Annotated in this window: 19 protein-coding genes, 1 tRNA gene and 1 rRNA gene; 7 read left to right on the top strand and 14 right to left on the bottom strand. The window is 52.8% G+C overall.

The window, feature by feature from the left end:
* Positions 1-424: transposase (locus tag KIS30_08360; GenBank protein MBX8646751.1), on the bottom strand; the 424-nt coding region annotated here is incomplete at its 3' end.
* 12 nt (positions 425-436) lie between these two features.
* Positions 437-781 carry a hypothetical protein gene (locus KIS30_08355; GenBank protein MBX8646750.1) on the bottom strand — a complete coding sequence of 115 codons (345 nt, stop codon included), beginning with the start codon at positions 779-781 and terminating at the stop codon, positions 437-439.
* Positions 782-1220: 439 nt separating this feature from the next.
* Between KIS30_08355 and hisS the strand changes: the two genes are divergently transcribed.
* Together hisS and KIS30_08345 are read left to right on the top strand one after the other, a co-directional pair.
* On the top strand, positions 1221-2597 hold the full coding sequence (gene hisS / locus KIS30_08350) for a histidine--tRNA ligase (protein ID MBX8646749.1): 1377 nt from the start codon (positions 1221-1223) through the stop codon (positions 2595-2597).
* Positions 2598-2662: 65 nt separating this feature from the next.
* Positions 2663-2771: transfer RNA gene (locus tag KIS30_08345), tRNA-Tyr, on the top strand.
* Positions 2772-2829: 58 nt separating this feature from the next.
* Here the strand turns inward: KIS30_08345 and KIS30_08340 are convergent.
* Entirely contained in the window at positions 2830-3267 is a 438-nt protein-coding gene (locus KIS30_08340; GenBank protein MBX8646748.1) for an HIT domain-containing protein, read from the bottom strand.
* Between the two features lie 119 nt (positions 3268-3386).
* Between KIS30_08340 and pdxT the strand changes: the two genes are divergently transcribed.
* Positions 3387-3974 carry a pyridoxal 5'-phosphate synthase glutaminase subunit PdxT gene (pdxT, locus tag KIS30_08335; GenBank protein ID MBX8646747.1) on the top strand — a complete coding sequence of 196 codons (588 nt, stop codon included), beginning with the start codon at positions 3387-3389 and terminating at the stop codon, positions 3972-3974.
* 30 nt (positions 3975-4004) lie between these two features.
* Here the strand turns inward: pdxT and KIS30_08330 are convergent, their stop codons facing one another.
* Positions 4005-4757: a geranylgeranylglyceryl/heptaprenylglyceryl phosphate synthase gene (locus KIS30_08330; protein MBX8646746.1), complete on the bottom strand. Its 753-nt coding sequence runs from the start codon at positions 4755-4757 to the stop codon at positions 4005-4007.
* A 2-nt stretch (positions 4758-4759) separates the two neighbouring features.
* Entirely contained in the window at positions 4760-5605 is an 846-nt protein-coding gene (locus tag KIS30_08325; GenBank protein ID MBX8646745.1) for a UbiA family prenyltransferase, read from the bottom strand.
* A gap of 263 nt (positions 5606-5868) precedes the next feature.
* Here KIS30_08325 and KIS30_08320 point away from each other — a divergent pair, with 263 nt between their 5' ends.
* The gene (locus tag KIS30_08320) at positions 5869-7350 is read left to right on the top strand and encodes a site-2 protease family protein (GenBank protein MBX8646744.1); all 1482 of its coding nucleotides are present in this window, start codon (positions 5869-5871) and stop codon (positions 7348-7350) included.
* A 30-nt stretch (positions 7351-7380) separates the two neighbouring features.
* Here the strand turns inward: KIS30_08320 and KIS30_08315 are convergent, their stop codons facing one another.
* The 3 genes from KIS30_08315 to KIS30_08305 form a co-directional block, all read right to left on the bottom strand.
* Positions 7381-8406 carry a methyltransferase domain-containing protein gene (locus KIS30_08315; protein MBX8646743.1) on the bottom strand — a complete coding sequence of 342 codons (1026 nt, stop codon included), beginning with the start codon at positions 8404-8406 and terminating at the stop codon, positions 7381-7383.
* Positions 8407-8426: 20 nt separating this feature from the next.
* Positions 8427-9368: a DNA repair and recombination protein RadA gene (gene radA, locus KIS30_08310; GenBank protein ID MBX8646742.1), complete on the bottom strand. Its 942-nt coding sequence runs from the start codon at positions 9366-9368 to the stop codon at positions 8427-8429.
* 206 nt (positions 9369-9574) lie between these two features.
* On the bottom strand, positions 9575-11449 hold the full coding sequence (locus KIS30_08305; GenBank protein MBX8646741.1) for a DUF5591 domain-containing protein: 1875 nt from the start codon (positions 11447-11449) through the stop codon (positions 9575-9577).
* A gap of 83 nt (positions 11450-11532) precedes the next feature.
* On the opposite strand from KIS30_08305, the gene pyrB reads away from it, so the two are divergent.
* Complete coding sequence (pyrB, locus tag KIS30_08300) at positions 11533-12465, top strand: aspartate carbamoyltransferase (GenBank protein MBX8646740.1); 933 nt, start codon at positions 11533-11535, stop codon at positions 12463-12465.
* Positions 12462-12920: an aspartate carbamoyltransferase regulatory subunit gene (locus KIS30_08295; protein MBX8646739.1), complete on the top strand. Its 459-nt coding sequence runs from the start codon at positions 12462-12464 to the stop codon at positions 12918-12920. The genes pyrB and KIS30_08295 overlap by 4 nt, the downstream gene beginning before the upstream one ends.
* A gap of 4 nt (positions 12921-12924) precedes the next feature.
* Here the strand turns inward: KIS30_08295 and KIS30_08290 are convergent, their stop codons facing one another.
* The 6 genes from KIS30_08290 to KIS30_08265 form a co-directional block, all read right to left on the bottom strand.
* Positions 12925-13314, bottom strand: coding sequence for a roadblock/LC7 domain-containing protein (locus KIS30_08290; GenBank protein MBX8646738.1), 390 nt, complete (start codon positions 13312-13314; stop codon positions 12925-12927).
* 89 nt (positions 13315-13403) lie between these two features.
* Positions 13404-14264, bottom strand: a complete 861-nt coding sequence (locus tag KIS30_08285; protein ID MBX8646737.1) for a zinc-ribbon domain-containing protein — start codon at positions 14262-14264, stop codon at positions 13404-13406.
* Positions 14265-14446: 182 nt separating this feature from the next.
* A 5S ribosomal RNA gene (rrf, locus tag KIS30_08280) occupies positions 14447-14565 on the bottom strand.
* Between the two features lie 139 nt (positions 14566-14704).
* Complete coding sequence (locus tag KIS30_08275) at positions 14705-15442, bottom strand: DUF92 domain-containing protein (GenBank protein ID MBX8646736.1); 738 nt, start codon at positions 15440-15442, stop codon at positions 14705-14707.
* Positions 15443-15480: 38 nt separating this feature from the next.
* Positions 15481-15798, bottom strand: coding sequence for a hypothetical protein (locus KIS30_08270; protein MBX8646735.1), 318 nt, complete (start codon positions 15796-15798; stop codon positions 15481-15483).
* 4 nt (positions 15799-15802) lie between these two features.
* The gene (locus tag KIS30_08265) at positions 15803-16432 is read right to left on the bottom strand and encodes an AAA family ATPase (GenBank protein MBX8646734.1); all 630 of its coding nucleotides are present in this window, start codon (positions 16430-16432) and stop codon (positions 15803-15805) included.
* 195 nt (positions 16433-16627) lie between these two features.
* On the opposite strand from KIS30_08265, the gene albA reads away from it, so the two are divergent.
* A complete protein-coding gene (gene albA, locus KIS30_08260) occupies positions 16628-16900 on the top strand; it encodes a DNA-binding protein Alba (GenBank protein ID MBX8646733.1) in 273 nt (90 codons plus the stop codon).
* Positions 16901-17028: the final 128 nt, after the last annotated feature.

The raw sequence follows: 17028 nt of genomic DNA, 5'->3' as shown, positions 1-17028 counted from the left end.
TGCCCTTTACCTCGTAGTTGCCGATTATGCGCATGGACAGCCCCGCTGTCTTCCTGATTTCCCTCTCTATCCTGTCGTCGTGGGGATAGGGCATGAGGTAATGCTTCCCCATGCCGTCGAACAGTTTCCAGTTCTCTGCAGAACGGAAACCCCTGTCCAGCAGATAGAGCCAGACATTGACATACACGGACGAACTTCCGATGAGTGCGGCTATCGCGTCCGTGTCGCTGTCCATCGGCTTCCTCACAACCATGCCGAGGTCGAACTTTATTCCTCCGGAGACGGGTACGGTCGTGCTGACACGGTGGAAACTGTTCGTTCCGTTCTTCTGCTTTCCACCGACAACAAGCGTATCCCCTTCGCCGTAATACTCTGTGTCTGAACTGTCTATTGCACATACGACAGGATTCCTGAACAGCCCCATCCTGCGTGCACTCTAGAGCACTGCCAAATTTACCGCCTGCAGTTCTTCCGCCAGCCGGCCCGCGTCCTTTCTGATCAGCAGCCGTCTGACCGTCCAGCCGGACGGCAGCGGCAGTTCCCAGTTGCTCCTGAGCCTCCTGGCCGTTCCCTGTATGTAGCCGTGATCCATTGCGCACTTGATGAGCACATCAAGGTGTTCCTTCTCCGTATACTGCGCGCACGCACTCAGCGGCAGTGAAAAACCACTGCCCAAATAGCCGAGAATATGTTTTTGTACTTCGTTCTCTATCTTCCTCTCACTCATGGGCATCCCATCCCGTTCGAAGACGTTTAAAGAGAGAGAGAAAATTCTTTTCAACGGGATGAGATGCCTTCCCGCAATGTAATCCTTTCCAATACTGTTTTTACGAGAAATTCTGTGAAAATTTCAATGAAGCAAGCATGTCTTGCTCATGTACTGATGCCGGGTTTTGTGAAAGAAATATCTATCGTAAAAGTACGCTTCGTGTTGTGAATTTACTGAGGCAGACGTGAAAAACCAGGTAATTCCGTCCATTTTTTGCTATCAAAGCCTTCAACAAATCAGATAGTGATTTTGACAGGTTCCTGAAGCCATTTCTGCAATACTTTCCGAATCAAAATCATAAAAAAGCAATAAAGTCACGCCAGCACCGATCGTTAAATATTTTATATGAATATGTCTATATAAATTACTTCAGATTATGTACACTTCTATCCGTACTCTACCTTTATGAAACGGTAGTATATCTGCTTAAAACAGCAAGCGGGTCTGCAATATGTCAGCGGAGTCAGGCAAAGCCGGAAAAATCAGAGGCATTCCTTCCGATACTCTGGAAGTGAAGGGAACGAAGGACTATCTTCCGCGTGAACAGCTTATCAGGGAATCTATAGCGGGCGTGATGAAATCCAATTTCATGAAATACGGGTACGGTCCGGCCGAGACCTCCATATTGGAGCACTACGAAGTGGCCGCGAGCAAATACGCAGGCGGGTCTGAGATACTCAAGGAAACTTACAGATTGAAGGATCAGGGAGGAAGAGATCTCTGCCTGAGATATGAACTCACGTTCAAACTTGGAAAGCTTGTCGCCATGAATCCCACGCTGAAGATGCCGTTCAAGCGGTATGAGATCGGCAAGGTGTTCAGAGACGGGCCTGTCCGCGCCGGAAGACTCAGGGAGTTCACACAATGCGATGCAGATGTCGTGGGCGTGAGTGGTGTGGTTGCCGATGCGGAGATTATCCGGATGACGTTCGACATATTCGCCGAGCTCGGACTGAATGTGTGCGTTTTCGTCAATGACAGAAAACTTCTCTTCGAGCTGTTCCGTCACTGCTCTATTCCGGATGATATGCACACTGAGACAGCGCTTTCTCTCGATAAGCTCGTGAAGTTCGGCGAGAAGAGTGTCAGGACTGAGCTGGCGCAGAAGGGCGTACCTGATGGCGCAGCAGATAAGCTTATGTCGCTCCTGAACGAAGCGCTGCTCATCGACAACTATCAGGACAGGCTGGGATTCTTCGAGCGTATTCTTTCTGGCGGAAAAGACAGTGAGGGCATCACCGAGCTGAAGGAGCTCTTCCGATTCCTGGAAAGTTTCGGGCAGTCGAGCGATGTAATATTCCTCCCGACGCTGGCAAGAGGACTGAGCTACTATACAGGGCCGATGTGGGAAGTTTACGTGAAGGAAGGACAGAACGCCATCACGAGTTCGCTGGCTGCCGGAGGCCGGTATGACGGCATGGTAGACAGTTTTGCGGGAGGAAACAAAGTGTTTCCTGCAACCGGCATGACGTTCGGACTGGACGTCATCTTTGCCGTTCTCGAGGAACGCAAGTTCGAAGGTTTTTCGGCCAGGCTGTCTCATGTTCCCTTTGTGCTGATAGTTCCGCTGAAGACGCTTGACGATTGTCTACGCATGGCAGACGAACTCAGAAGGCGCGGCCTGAATTGCGACATAGCGTTCGAAAAGAGCATAGGCAAGGCGTTTGAATTCGCGGACAGGAACGGCATACCGTATGTGATGGTCGTCGGCAGGAGAGAACTGGAGACAGGAAAAGTCACGGTTCATGATATGGACACCGGAAAGGAACATGTGCTGAGCATCGGAGAAGCCGCTGACATGCTTATTGTGGCAACGCGACAAGGCTGACGGCGCGGTGCAGTTCAGTCGCTTTCGACAACAAGTAATTAATAATTATTGTATTTTCAGATAAGCCCGACTTAGCTCAGACTGGCAGAGCGGCTGACTGTAGTTGTGTTATCGGCAAAGCCGATATTGGCCGCTGATATCAGCAGGTCCCCGGTTCAAATCCGGGAGTCGGGACTTCCCTAAAACCGAAACAGCGTACCGTTATGTTCCTGAACCAAAGGACAGCATTTCGTCAGTCATGCTTCATATGCTCCCTGATGCCGCCCGCAGCATCCTCCATGTCTGATTCAGTCAGCCCCTTTCTTCTCACGCGGAAGTCCAAACCGTCTGAAGGGCGACGCGGTATCACGTGGCAGTGCACATGAAATATTACCTGACCGGCATCAGAACCCTCGTTTACAAAGTAATTCACTCCCGTGTAGTTCATAGCATAGAATGCCCTGCCAATACGGCGTGTCACGTCGAACATCTTGGCGGTCAGGTCAAACGGCAGGTCAACAAGTCTGCTATGGTGGCTCTTAGGCATCACGAGCGTATGTCCCGCAGTTATTGGGAATCTGTCGAGGCATGCGAATACAAAGTCGTCTTCGTACACTTTGAACGATGGCATGGTTCCACGAATAAGTTTGCAGAAGAGGCAGTCTGCATCATGTCCTGTGCTGTTCATCATCTCTTCAGGGGTAAAAGGATGCAGTCTTAATTTCTTATGCTCCCCAATCGAAATAATTCTCTGAAAACAGGAAAACCGGATCGGAAAAGCCATAAACAGATTCAATATTCTCCGGGACGATGAAGGCAGGCGTTGTCGCTGTACAGGGTGATGTGAGCGAGCACATCAACACGCTTCAGGCGGCTATCGACATACGTCGTCCAGGAGGGCGAGCGGTCATGGTGAGGAGCGCGAAAGACCTCGAAACAGTCGAAAGCCTCATCATCCCCGGCGGTGAAAGCACCACCATTTCAAAATTGCTAGTGCGTTTCGGCCTCTTTGACGCAATAGTGAAAAGAGCAGATGAGGGCATGCCGGTCATGGGCACGTGCGCCGGATGCATACTGATGGCAAAGAAGGGGGATGAGCAGGTAGGCAGAACAGGCACCAGGCTGCTGGGTCTCATGGATATGAAGGTCGACAGGAATTTCTTCGGAAGGCAGAGGGAATCGTTTGAAGCGAGCCTCTCCATAGACAGCATAGTCGACCACTTCTCGGGTGTATTCATACGCGCTCCAGCCATTACGGAAGTGTGGGGTGACTGCAGGCCGCTTTCCAGGTTCGACGATAAAATTGTCATGGCCAAGCAGGGCAGCCTTATGGCGCTCGCGTTTCATCCAGAACTCTCAGGTTCGACGGCACTGCACGAAGCATTTCTCGCGATCTGACTATGCCTTACGGCTTTGCCGGGTAACGCATCATGCCCGCTTCCCAGCTGTATTGATCGTGCTGATTATTTCGCAGAGGTTTTCCGTTCCGTTCTCCCGCTCAACAACCGTCCCGGTGACAACGATGTCGGCTCCCGCTGCAACGACCATTCTGGCAGCACTGCCGTCCCTGATACCTCCGCCGACGATCAGCGGGACAGTTATGGCTTTTTTCACTGCCCTTATCATTTCTCCGGGCACCGGCTCCGGTGAACCGCTACCTGCTTCAAGATATACGAGTTTCATGCCAAAATATTCTGCAGCAAGTGCATACCCCACGGCTGACTTTATGTCCGTCCTCCGGATTGGTTCCGCCTTTCCGACCTCGCCAACCTTCATTCCCGGCTCGATAATCACGTAGCCCATGCCGATAGGTTCGATGCCTAAACTCTTCACTGCATGCGCTCCGGCCGCCTGCTCCCCAGTTATGTGCCTCGGCGAAGCAGAATTGAGCATGGATAGAAAATATATGGCATCGAAGCTGCCGCTGAGACTGGAGGCGTTGGACGGGAAACATATCACCGGTCTGTCAGAAGATGCTTTTATCGCGGCAATTGTCCTGTCGAGACTATTCTGCTCTATTCCCGTGGAGCCGCCAACCATTATTGCGGATGTGCCGCACGCCGTCGCTTCCCCGGCAATCCTTCCGGCCGCCGCGGCCGTCTGCTTGTCCGGATCTATCAGCGTCATGTGCAGCGTTCCTTCTTTCAACCTCGAATGTATGTAATCTATGACCTTCGGCATATTCAGCCACCCAATGCTCCGGCAAGGAATGCAAGAAGGGCAACATACATCGCTATTTTAGTAGTTGACTGTGCCCTTGCCGCGCTTCGCACCTGCAGTACCGCGGACTCTGCAAAGAGGACATCTGCCACAATGACGATCAGCAGATAGCCGGTGCCGAACTGATGCAGCAGATATGGAAACGGACTCACTGCGATTGCGGAAAGCAGTGCAATCGATGAAATGAGCATCGATTTACGATCACCTATCTTCATGGGCAGCGTCTTCCTGATGCCTGAGTCTGCCTCCCTGTCCTGAATGTCCTTTATGATCTCCCTGCCCAGCGTGGCGGCAAACGATGTCGCAAACAGCGCCCACACGGGCAGTGGCGTGCCCACTGATACCGCTCCAAACAGAAAGAGTGAGGCTGTGAGCCATGCTATTGAAAAATTGCCCGTAAGACCAAGCTTCTTCAGCCTGAACTCGTAGGCGAGCATTATGATGAGCGAGAGTATGACGATCATCAGCGCCGGGGCGTTTATGAAGAGTGATGAGATGACGGATGCCGCAAAAAGCAGATACGCAAGCCTGCGTGCCTTCTCCCTGGCGATAAAACCCGAAGGTATGGGGCGCTCCGGGTGCGCCCTCGCATCTATGTCTGCATCCAGAAAATCGTTCAGCGTGTTGCCCGCTGCGGTGAACAGGAAAACAGTGACTATGGCCGCCGATACTGCCGGCACGTGACTGTATAGTCGAGTCCCGGATACGACGAACGCTCCAAGGAAAGCAGCTACCCCGGACATGGCGCAGTTGCCATACCTGATCAGCCTGAGATAGTTGCGAAACATTCCGCCGATTCCGTCCGACACTTGATCATGCTCCGTGCGCTGGGCGGGAGTGCCAGATATTATTAGAATTTAATGCCATCGACTCCCGGCTTGATTTGCATTTGTGATGGATGCGATGCAGCGGCAGGTACTGGCCTGAATTATCAAGTTGCGGTCTCACTTCAAGGAGGCGTTACAAGTAGAATCAGCAGCTTAATGAAAACCGGAAGAGGCGAATCAAGCCATCTGATTTATCGCGTAGCCGTTGACAATGCTTAATTACCAAGAGCATCTTAATTTCCAGCGTGAACTATGGCCACTACGCCGCGTCCGGATCGCTGGGTGCGGAAGTCGAGATGCTTAAGTCGGCGGTTTCGAATTATTTCGATGTCTACGATATACGGGTGACGTACGAGACCGTGGCATTCTTTGTGAGATGCACTCCGTCAGAACTGGAGAGTAAGTTTGACGAGGTTAGAAAACAACTCGTTCCGAAGAATTATGTTCCCTTCCTGCAGAAGCGCGGCGGCGAATTTGCAATAATAGTCGGAAAGCGCAGGCCCACGGGGCGTCACGGCAATATTCCAAACATCGTTCTGCTCGCGGTCACACTTGTTTCCACGACGGTGACCGGGGCGATACTCTGGTCAAATTACTACAATCAGGCGAACACGTTCACGCCTGACAGCATCGTGAACGGCATCATATTCTTTGTTTTCCCCCTCATGCTTATACTGGCATCCCATGAGATGGGCCACTTTATCGTGGCCAGGCGTTACCATGTGAATGCATCCCTTCCTTATTTCCTGCCGTCCATACCGCCGCTTGGCACGCTCGGCGCCTTCATATCAATACGTGATCCTTTTCCGAACAGAAAGGCGCTGCTGGAGATAGGGATCGCCGGGCCCATCGTCGGCTTCCTAGTCTCGATACCTGTGGCAATCGCCGGTTTCATGCTCACACAGATGAACCTCGTTCATGTAATCGTGGTGCCCGGTACGCCAGTATTCAAGGCGCCTTTCCTTTATGACTTCATGATGTCATTTTTCCCTTTCTCATCCGGCTCATTCATAATATTTCCCACCGCTTTCGCAGCGTGGGTAGGATTTTTCGCAACAGCGCTGAACCTGCTGCCTGCAGGACAGCTGGACGGGGGTCACGTCGCAAGGGCGCTGCTGGGCGATAATGCACGCTATCTCGGCTGGGCAACGCTCGCTGTGCTGATTGTCCTGTCGCTCAATTTCACAAGCTGGATATTCATAGCGTTTTTCGTGATGATTCTCGGTGTGAGGCATCCGCCCCCGCTTAACGACATATCCAAGCTGAAAATTGACAGGAAGATGCTCGGAGCTATAGCCGCCGCCATGTTCCTGATTTCATTCACGCCAATCCCGGTCACAACCATACCAGCACACACGAGTTTTTCCATGACTTCTGCCACTACATCCGTCATGGTTAACAATACGAGCACGCAGACGTTTCTGCTGAACGTCAAAAGCACCGGCAATACTGTCGAAAACATAACGCTGTCTTCCGTCCAGAGCACGAGCGGATATCCTTATTTCCTGATGCTTTTTGCACCCGGATCCGCTCCGCCCAACAGCTCCGCATACAAAGGCTCGCTCACCTTTAAATTAGCGGCAGCCACAGAGACAAACGTGACAGTTTCTATTGCCGAGATCAATCCGAGCTCCAATCCCGTGCCGCCAGGACACTACACGCTGGAAGTGTTCGGAGTTGCTTCTGGTTTCAGAACCGTATTTACAATCTCTGTTACTGCTCAGTGAGCAGTTGCGGGCGGAGCGGACGCAACGGCCTCAGTTCCTGGAAAACACCATGTAGTTCCTCGTGAGGGATCTGTGCACCTTCTGCCTGATGCACGTTTCGAGAGTGAATGCCTTTCCACCGTCAACAAGCGACGGGTCCGGAAGAACGATGCCGAGTCTGCCGCCTCTTTTGAGGCACTGGGCAAAGGCCGTCATTGCCCTCGCATACAGCGACTCCGGTTGTTCTCTGTTCATGTATGACGATCTGCCGTACGGCGGATCAGTTACAATGGCATCAAATCTGCCAAGCGACGGAATGTCGGAAACATCGAGTACGTGCAGTTCGTATTTTCCGTCTATGCCTATCTGTCTCAGATTTGCAATCGTACCGCTTATCATCGCACCGTCTATGTCTGTTCCCACCGTATCCGCTCCCATGAGCATCGATTCCATGACGATGCCGCCGGTGCCGCAGAAAGGATCGAGAACTCTTTCCCCCTCCGAGACTCTGCAGAGATTCAGCAGTCCCTTCGCGTACCTTGGTGGAAGGGATACGGGTGAGAAGAACACCCTGTTCGAAGCACTCCTCCTGTCAATCGCGCGCCTGTCTACGGCGCAGCGTAACATGGTCAGCATAAAACGTCCGTCGCTATAAAAGACCCTGAATTCGGTGCCGGCGTTGCTGATGTCAACTCTCCCGTATCTGCTTATCACACCTCCCAGCTCTCTTTCCATTGACGGAACGATGCGTTTCATCTCCCTGTCTCTGGTCACCACCCTTACCCTGAACGTGTTTCCCCCGAGTTCCCTGCCGCACAACTGTGCGGATTTCAGGACCTCTGCCCAGGTCGAATAATCGCCGAGCAGGAAGGAGACACTGTGGGAAAATGCGAGTCTGGAGCAAAGCTTCCCGGCCGTGAGGTCCGCATCGCGGCTGCGGAGAATCGCCAGTTCCCTGTGCATCTTCGCTGTAGTGAATGCGGCAATACCGGATAGTGCTTCGACTTCTGCCGCCGGGAAAAGTTCGTGTTCGAGCGAGAGTTCCACCACAACCTGTCTCTCTTCCACGGCGGGCATGCAGAGTGCGATAAGCGGGTTCAGTCTCTTATGCCTTCCTCACTCACTGTAATAACGCACTCAGCCTCAGGAAGACTCGGGGAGTCGACGAGCCTCGCAATCCTCTTTCCCGCTTTGCTCTTTCTCAGGTACACACGGTATGTCGCTGTGTGGCCAACGATGTGGCCCCCAATGGGCCTGGTCGGGTCGCCGAAAAATGCATCAGGCTTCGCAGCCACCTGATTTGTGCACAGTATGACCGAATTGTTCAGATCGCCGAATCTAAGTAGAGCGTGCATGTGTGTGTTCAATGCCTGCTGTCTCTCTGCAAGCGAACCGCGTCCGACGTATTCAGCCCTGAAATGAGCAGTGAGCGAGTCCACGATGAGCAGCTTGACCGGCTTCTCCTTCGCCAGTTCTGATGCCTTGTCGACCAGCAGCATCTGGTGAGCCGAATTGTATGCACGCGCGACATGTATCTTCTTCAGCGTTTCGGAAGGATCGAGATCCATTGCGATCGACATCTGCGTTATCCTCTCCGGGCGGAATGTGTTTTCCGTGTCGATTATCACGACTTCGCCGTTCAGTCCCCCTTTTTCCTCAGGCAGTGTTACATTGACGGCAGCCTGGTGGCATATCTGTGTTTTTCCGCTGCCGAACTCGCCGTACAGTTCAGTTATGGCCTGCGATTCCAGGCCGCCCCCGATCAGGTCATCGAACGCCTTAGAGCCGGTCGCGAGTCTGCGTACTCCGCGCCTTCTCTCCATGATCTCGTCGCCTGTCTCAAAACCGCCGATATCGACGGCCTCCTTCGCGGAGTTGATGATCTTTGCAGCAGTCGATTCGCCTATTTCGCATACTTCCGCCAGATTCCTTGGCGACTCTATTGCTATCGACATCAAATCTGTGTAACCGGCCTCTCTCAATTTTTCGGCCGTCGCAGGTCCTATTCCGTTAATTTCTTCAAGCTTTTTTTCTGCCATCCGAATTGCCTTCAGTTGCCCTGAATCATCGGCTGTTCTTATTTAAATGCGTATCAGGGGGAGTAGGCCGAAAGATGCCCGTCCTCAAAGGTTCAGCCGTCGGATGCGCATGATCACTCACTCTCAGCTGATAGCTGTACTCTACAATCATGTTACTGCATTTCAGTGGCGCCATGGGCAACCTGTATGTCAGGCGGCCGGCTCATTTACCGCTTTCCTGCATCGTGCGAAGAATAATGTCTTATGCGAACCGCCTCCCCTTTCCCTCTCTCGTTCATTTCATCGCCCGGCATCATGGCCACTCCCACACCCGCAACCCGATCATTCTGTGTCACAACGACCTCGTCGCCTGTCCTTATGCACGATCCGGCGCGCTTCACTCCCGCGGCAAACAGGTTGCTGCGCAGCACGAAATTCTGTATCTCCACGCAGTACTCCGGTATCCCTTCGTATATGCGCTCCGCGCCCTTCAGTGTCAGGGAGATGAGTCCCCTGTCTTCTGTCAGCATGCCCAGCTGCACGCCATTCAGAATGATTCTGACGTTGGGATACCTTCCCAGCACCGTGACTCCTTCGAGCAGCCGTGTTCCATACGGTCCGAACTGGTAACGCGCCATACTCTCGAGGAACTGTCTGTTTCTTTCTCTCCAGCCGGGAACACCGCTAATCTTCACGGCTGCAAGCACGCTCTTCAGCCTCTCAACAGATGCGTGTTCGCGCGTCCTGCCTTCGGACGTGTCTGTGAACTCAATTCCTGCTCCACGGAGTGCGGCGTTAACAAAATCCCTCTCATCCTCGAGGTGGGACACGACCGCCTCGTATCCGCCCTTTCCAAGTATTTCCAGCAGCATGTCTGCCGCTCTCGCTTTTTCGTCGGCAGACCACTGGCCGGTAACAGGTATGTCGTAGTGGGCAGCCGGATAGACTGTTTCAAGCTCTTCCGGCACGATGCCGATGGGTGATGTCACTGTCAGCATGTGAACAGCTGTTGCCGACTGCGACGACATAACCGCATCGCGAAATATTCTGTGTGATTTGGAGCGGAAATACGGTTTCCTCCTGGAACACGGAACAAGCAGCGCTATTTTCATGCCTGCCGGCGGCACGTATTGCGCTGCAATGCGCCTGACATAGCGAAGTATGTCTGCCCTTCTTAGCGATGTCTCCGATGTGGCTATTATCGAGCCGCCGGCATTCGTGCAGACTCTTTCGAAATAATCATGGTGTTCAGTATCCAGATATCTCAGAAACTGAACATTCCATGAGTGCTGGACGGCTCTTCTTTCGACCATCTCCCTGATGTGTCCCCTGCGAATAGCCGATCTCACACGGTTCAGTTCGTCCAGAAGCTGATACCTGCTGTGCCAGTGCACGACTCTCTCCATACCGTTTGCACAAGCGACGCAATGACAGATGCCTTCACCAAGGGCACCGGCCTCCCGCACATCCCCGTCAACTGTCACCCTGCCGCGGGCAGCATCCATTTCGGTGAGGAGGGAATCTGCGATGTCCACGCCTGCGTACATCAGCAGTGCGAGGTTGGACGGCCTGGCGACTCCGGGAACATATATGAGTTTTCTCCATCCGATCTTTTCCCTCATCGCAATTATGGCTCCGGCGAGCTGATCGGGAAAGTTCACGAGTTCTGCAGCGTTCGCCATCACGTATATGTCCGAATCTCTGTCGAGCACGCCGTCCATTTCTTCCGGAGAGGCGGTGGAAACGAAAACGCGCTCCACCCGTTTCTGTTTCGCTGCCTCGGCGACACCGCTCAAACTCGATGAGAACGGTATGACATTGGGCATTAGCACATGTCTTTCCCCAATCTCCGAAACCCTCTCGCCGTGGAACATGGTATTCCGCGAAGACATGAACTGAACCTTTTCTGTCTCAATCCTGCTGCTTGTGAGCAGCGTCTCGAACTCTTTGCCGTACTCGTCATGGGTGCCTGCTGCAAAAAGCACCGCAGGGACAGACAGTGAGAAGCGCCCAAGGCCGAATGTGCCTGTCCTGGCGGCGAAGTCGCGGCTATTGATTTGAAACACAGGCCTGTCAACCTCATTAATTTGGTTTTCATTCATGTGATGTTCCGGACCTTTCTCTCAACCGTATGATCGCACTCGTTAAAAACTAATACTTCAAAGATATGTCGCAGTTGGTTCGGATGGCAAGGGCGCAGTTTTCGGATTTCGTATCTATAAGGGATTTCACGAAGGAGCAGATAAACGCAGTGCTCAATAGATCGAGTCAGATGGTGCCGTACGCCTCCGCAGAGAAGAGAACCGATGTCATGAGAGGAAGGATACTGGGAACGCTCTTCTACGAACCTTCTACGAGAACGCGGCTTTCATTTGAGGCGGCCATGCTGAGGATGGGCGGTTCGGTCATGGGATTCTCGACTCCAATGGGAACATCTGTGGAGAAGGGGGAAACTCTTTCGGACACGATTCGCGTTACCGAATCGTATGCGGACATGCTGGTGATAAGGCATCCGCTCGAAGGGGCTGCCAGACTCGCTGCGGATTTGAGTTCCAAGCCAGTCATCAATGCCGGAGACGGCGCAGGGCAGCATCCCACCCAGACTGTGCTCGATCTGTATACTATGATAGAGGCGAAGGGAAAGCTCGAGGGCCTGAACGTCGTCCTTCTCGGTGATCTTAAATTTGGCCGCACGGTTCACTCGCTTGCAGAAGCTCTTTCAATGTTTGGCGCAAACATAACGCTTGTCGCACCGCAATCTCTTCAGATGACAAGGGATGTCATTGCGCAGATTGAGCTGAACGGCGTGAAGCCGAAAACCGGAATTTCGCTGGAGGATGCGGTGAAGGATGCAGATATACTGTATGTAACGCGCATACAGAAGGAGCGCTTCCCTGATGCCGCTGAATACGCAAAGGTGTCCGGAAGCTACAGGATCGACATGAAACTCCTTGCGCACGCGAAATCAACAATGTCTGTGATGCATCCGCTCCCCCGCATCAATGAGATTTCACCCGAGGTCGACGCCACGGAACACTCGCTCTATTTCAGGCAGGCGGCCAACGGCATACCTGTCAGAATGGCGATACTCTGCATGCTTATGGGGCTGGATGTATGAAAGAACTCAAGATACAGCCGATCAGGAACGGCACAGTTATAGACCATATAGACACGGGCATGTCGCTGAATGTTCTGCGCATACTGGGCATCACCGGCGAGAACGTGAACAGCACGATCAGTGTTGTAATGCACGTGCGCAGCAAGAAGGAGGAGTGGAAGGACATAGTGAAGATAGAGGACAGGGAACTGTATGCCAAGGAAGTGGACCGAATAGCGCTCATAGCGCCGCGGGCAACGATCAACATCATCAGGGATTACAATGTTGCAGAAAAGAGAAAGGTGAAGATACCGGCGCTTGTCAGGGGCATCGTCCGATGCGCCAATCCCAACTGCATCACAAACGGCAATGAGCCGGCCGAAAGCATCTTCTCCGTGTACAGGGAAAGGCCCCTCACGCTCAAGTGCCATTACTGCGACAGGGTGCAGTCGAAGGTAGAGGAATACGTCATCTGAGCTATCAGTTCAGCCACGGCGCTTCTTTCCTCAGTCTCGCCGCTCCCTCGTCCATTGACTTGATAACCTTCTCCCCGACATCCGCTTCCCTCGTTATGCCGACGAGTATGTAATTCGAATTTATCGGCGCAAAAACAATCTTGCTGCTGTCAAAAGAAGTAACAATGTTTGTAACACGTCCGTCCTTGACGTCGGATTTGAGTGCCTCCGCGGCGCTGAAAACGATTGCGGCCATCGCTGCAAACGTCTCCTTCTTCTGGGGGCTGTTGGAATCACCGGCAACGTGGAGCCCGGTCTTGGAAACTATGGAGCACGACACGAGCTGGGCTTCGGAAACAATCCGATCGAGAGTCTTCTCCTCTGTCTTCTTGTTTGGAACCTTGCCCTCCACCATTTCCAGGACTTCTCCTTCTGGCTTTTCTGATTATGATGTTCGAATATAATATTCCTCCTATTTGTGAACGATCTGACGCTGCCAAACGCTCACTTTATGCCTGCACCGCATTTGCCGCAGAAAACGTCACCTGCTTCGAGTGTACCACCGCAGTCCGGGCAGACGAAATTGAAAGCTGTCCCGCACTTTCTGCAGAATGAGTCGCCTTCCTTTATCTCCGCACCGCACGCTGGACAGATTTCTGACTTCGGAGCGGTTTCCTTCTCCTTCGTATATTTTACGGTTCCAAGGCCGCCCCGCTCACCTACAGGCTGTAACGTGCCTTCCTTTCTCGCCTTCAGGGCTGTATTGAGTGCTGCATCGTAATTGCCCTGCCTGAATTCCTCCTCCGCCTGTGCCAGAAGCTCGACGACTGCTGAAGTGTCGGAGCCTTCTGCCAGTGCATTACCTGTTTCCTCCTTGAGTGTGGAAATAGCGAAACTCGCCTGCGCGTAGTTTCTGGGCAATTCCCGCTTCTGCAATCTGTCATGTGCCCCGGGGCGGTCGGCCGATGCGTCGCCAGAGAATACTGTTTGAGCCGCCTGACCATGGCCGGAAACCGGCATCGCCTGAGCGATTCCCCTCTGTTTCAACGCGTACAGTGCTGTTTTCGCATCGTCCGCATACCCCTTGGCTGCCTTGAAATTGCCCAGGTCTATGGCTGATTCAGCCTGCCTGATTAAACTTTCCACTCCTGAAACATCGTAACCCTGTGTCTTCAGATTCCTGGATATTGCCTTTGCCGTCACTGTGGCGTTATATGCATCGTCCTTGACAAGGGTGGCGGCCATCTTCACCTGTCTCTTTCTCATAAGCCTCCCTTTTGCACTGCTCCATTCAAGGTAGCCTATGAAAACGACAACCGCTATGACAAGAGCTACAAGAAACGACGTTTCAGTGTTGAAGATCAACCGCGCTGCACCGAGTTCAAAAACGCGGCCGCTGAAATAAAGTTTATCTGCCTATTCTCAGACGAAATAATCGCGATGGAATGGCCGACAGCGCTCTATGATCATAGAGCCTTTAAAACGGCAAACTTCATCGATTTCCCGAAGGATCTCAACTAATTTGCCTGGGCCCTATGATGCATAACCCCTTGCGGGGCCAAGCTTCCCGTTGGCTCGCGCACAACAGTACCACAGGGAACGTAGGTGGGCTTAACTTCTGGGATCGGACGAGACCAGGTGTAGCCCCACCACTGTGGCCGTCGTACCATTCCTGTGAAGTGTTAAAAGCAATCTGTATTTATTCCTTTCTAGGGGCATCAGGCTGGCGAACCGCGCATGGGCTGAGCTTCAATTCTGGCGCTGCACGTCGTACGTCGCTCCAGTGCTTCATAGCGCTCCGGGGCTCAAAGCAGCAGCAGCGCAGCAGTTAGTGCCACAATTGTAATGGATGCAATGTTGTTCACCTGCTTTCCTATGATTCCCCTCCGCTCCAGCGTGGCACCCAGCAGGCTGTCCACATTCGAACCCGCAAAACCAAGGAATGAGATAAGCGGAACAGACCAGAAGGGAATCGGATAACCAATCCATCCTGTCATCACAAAGCCGACAAGCGAAATGAAAACAGCTCCCCCCAGTGCCGCGAGCGTGCCCGTCAAAGATATGCCGCCGTCCGTTCCCGTCGGCACGCGTTTGAGGTTTGTGATGAGCCTTGTATTGCGATCAAGGACACCGACTTCGCTTGCCAGTGTGTCTGCAGCTGCAGCACTTATCGCTGTTATGAAGACGATAGCGAAATACCAGCCCGGCATGCTTTTTACGAAGATGTAACCCGCCACCGATACGACTACCGCAGGCAGGCTGTTGGCTATTACATTGATTGTTCCCCTTTCGCCTTTCTTACCTTCCTGCAGTCCTCTTCCTGCCTTCTCAAGTATTTTGAATCTTGTGGTAATGAACGCGGCAAGGACAAACGTCAGTATGACCAGGAGCCAGGATAGATTGCCCAGTACTCCCACCGTGGCGCTGACTGCGAATGCAGCCACTGATCCCTTTGCCGTGAGCATTCCCTGCCAGTATGCGATATAGCTCAGGGCAATGCTCAGCACAATGGAAATGATATCACTGTCAGCGGCGGCAATCATCCGTCAGATATCCTCCCGTCATCATCATAGGGTGCATTTCAAATCAGCTCTGCGGATCCGATGGCCTGCGAAACTCTCCTGTCATCTTCCAGCACACTGAATATCTCCCTGGATCTGCGCACTGCTTCCTCCGCAGTTCTGCACGGCAGCACCAGCAGCCTGCCTGTCCTGTAAAGCGTGAAGGAGACATCCTCCTTCTGAACGACCACCATCGCCCCCTCCTCCCTCGCCGCGAACCCGTGCCGCCTGAGTGCCTTTGCACAATCCCTGAGCGGAAGATCATATATCGGCGCGGGATAAACGACATAGGACTCCCCCGTGCATGGCCTGACTGTGCCGAGCTTCATTTCCGCCAAAGGATCACTTTTCCTTCTTCACAGTGAAGCCGAGTTCGGACAGCATGTGTTTCACACAAACGCGAAACTCATCTATTGCGCCTTCATTGCCCACTATTCTGTCGGAGAGCGCTATTGCATTCCCCAGTCCCCAGCCCAGCTCCCTCCTGTCTCTCTCTTCAAATTCGCCATGACTCAGCGGCACGTCATCCCTGCCTCTCGACATCAGTCTGTTATATCTTGTTACAGCTGATGCATATACCGTCACAACGGTAGCATCTGCACCGAAGAAGCGGCGGAAATAGGCGACTTCCGCCTCGCTCCTTGTCCCGTCGATCACCGTGTTCTGCATGGCGGCGCTGACGATTTTCGCAGTGCGTTTCGCCCAGATATCGTTTCCGAATTTCAGTCTCTCCGCGCTCGCGATTCTTCCAACAGACTGGCCGTTGAGCGGAAGGCCGAGCTGCCTCACCCTCTCCCTGACGACATCGCCCATCTGCACCACCGGTATCCCGAGCGATGTACAGCAGTTGGCAAATTCCGTCTTGCCGGCTCCGGCCATTCCGGTTATAATGAGCGCCTTCAATCCAGCACCACCTTCCGTTCCAAACATTCCCTGAACTTCAATCTTTCGCGTTATTTTATCCCGCCGCATCCTCTGCCGGAACTGCTTCCCGAGGGAAACCTGCACGGCCTGGCCATTGGACGGAATGTCCTGTTTACTGTCGAAGATCGAGTTTCTGCAGGTTCCGGCTTCTGGTGAAACGGCGACGAAGTTAAATATTGATGACGTAATCCATCGGAGGCGCACAATCACATCCAGTCACAACGTAAGAAGGAGAATAATATCATGGCAGAAAACAACACTATATATATAGGGAAGAAGCCCGCAATGAACTACGTTCTTGCAGTTATCACGCAGTTCAACAGTGCGGGAGAGGACGTGACGATAAAGGCACGCGGAAAATCCATCAGCAGGGCCGTCGACGTTGCCGAAATAACGCGTAACAGATTCCTTAAGGATTCTGTCGTTAAGAACATCAGGATATCGACAGAGAATCTGAAGGAAGAGGACGGCACCACTTCAAACGTTTCGTCCATAGAAATCGTCCTCGGCAAGTAGCCCTTTCCGGCACATCCGTAGTCGCTGTGCATGCTTTGCCCGCAGCGGCGGCACCAGGCGCAGTCAAATAAAGAAAGCGGCAGCGTTTTCCGTTAGAGCAACTTTTGATCCTTTAAGGTTTTAATTAG

Origin of the sequence: Candidatus Sysuiplasma acidicola (assembly GCA_019721035.1) — an archaeon.
GTDB lineage: Archaea > Thermoplasmatota > Thermoplasmata > Sysuiplasmatales > Sysuiplasmataceae > Sysuiplasma > Sysuiplasma acidicola.
This window is presented reverse-complemented; position numbering and strand designations above follow the sequence as displayed.

Coding starts and splice junctions, on each gene's coding strand:
- hisS (MBX8646749.1), top strand. CDS start 1,221: ATGTCAGCGGAGTCAGGCAAAGCCGGAAAAATCAGAGGCATTCCTTCC.
- KIS30_08340 (MBX8646748.1), bottom strand. CDS start 3,267: ATGATGAACAGCACAGGACATGATGCAGACTGCCTCTTCTGCAAACTT.
- pdxT (MBX8646747.1), top strand. CDS start 3,387: ATGAAGGCAGGCGTTGTCGCTGTACAGGGTGATGTGAGCGAGCACATC.
- KIS30_08330 (MBX8646746.1), bottom strand. CDS start 4,757: ATGCCGAAGGTCATAGATTACATACATTCGAGGTTGAAAGAAGGAACG.
- KIS30_08315 (MBX8646743.1), bottom strand. CDS start 8,406: ATGCCCGCCGTGGAAGAGAGACAGGTTGTGGTGGAACTCTCGCTCGAA.
- radA (MBX8646742.1), bottom strand. CDS start 9,368: ATGGCAGAAAAAAAGCTTGAAGAAATTAACGGAATAGGACCTGCGACG.
- KIS30_08305 (MBX8646741.1), bottom strand. CDS start 11,449: ATGAATGAAAACCAAATTAATGAGGTTGACAGGCCTGTGTTTCAAATC.
- pyrB (MBX8646740.1), top strand. CDS start 11,533: ATGGCAAGGGCGCAGTTTTCGGATTTCGTATCTATAAGGGATTTCACG.
- KIS30_08295 (MBX8646739.1), top strand. CDS start 12,462: ATGAAAGAACTCAAGATACAGCCGATCAGGAACGGCACAGTTATAGAC.
- KIS30_08290 (MBX8646738.1), bottom strand. CDS start 13,314: ATGGTGGAGGGCAAGGTTCCAAACAAGAAGACAGAGGAGAAGACTCTC.
- KIS30_08275 (MBX8646736.1), bottom strand. CDS start 15,442: ATGATTGCCGCCGCTGACAGTGATATCATTTCCATTGTGCTGAGCATT.
- KIS30_08265 (MBX8646734.1), bottom strand. CDS start 16,432: ATGCGGCGGGATAAAATAACGCGAAAGATTGAAGTTCAGGGAATGTTT.
- albA (MBX8646733.1), top strand. CDS start 16,628: ATGGCAGAAAACAACACTATATATATAGGGAAGAAGCCCGCAATGAAC.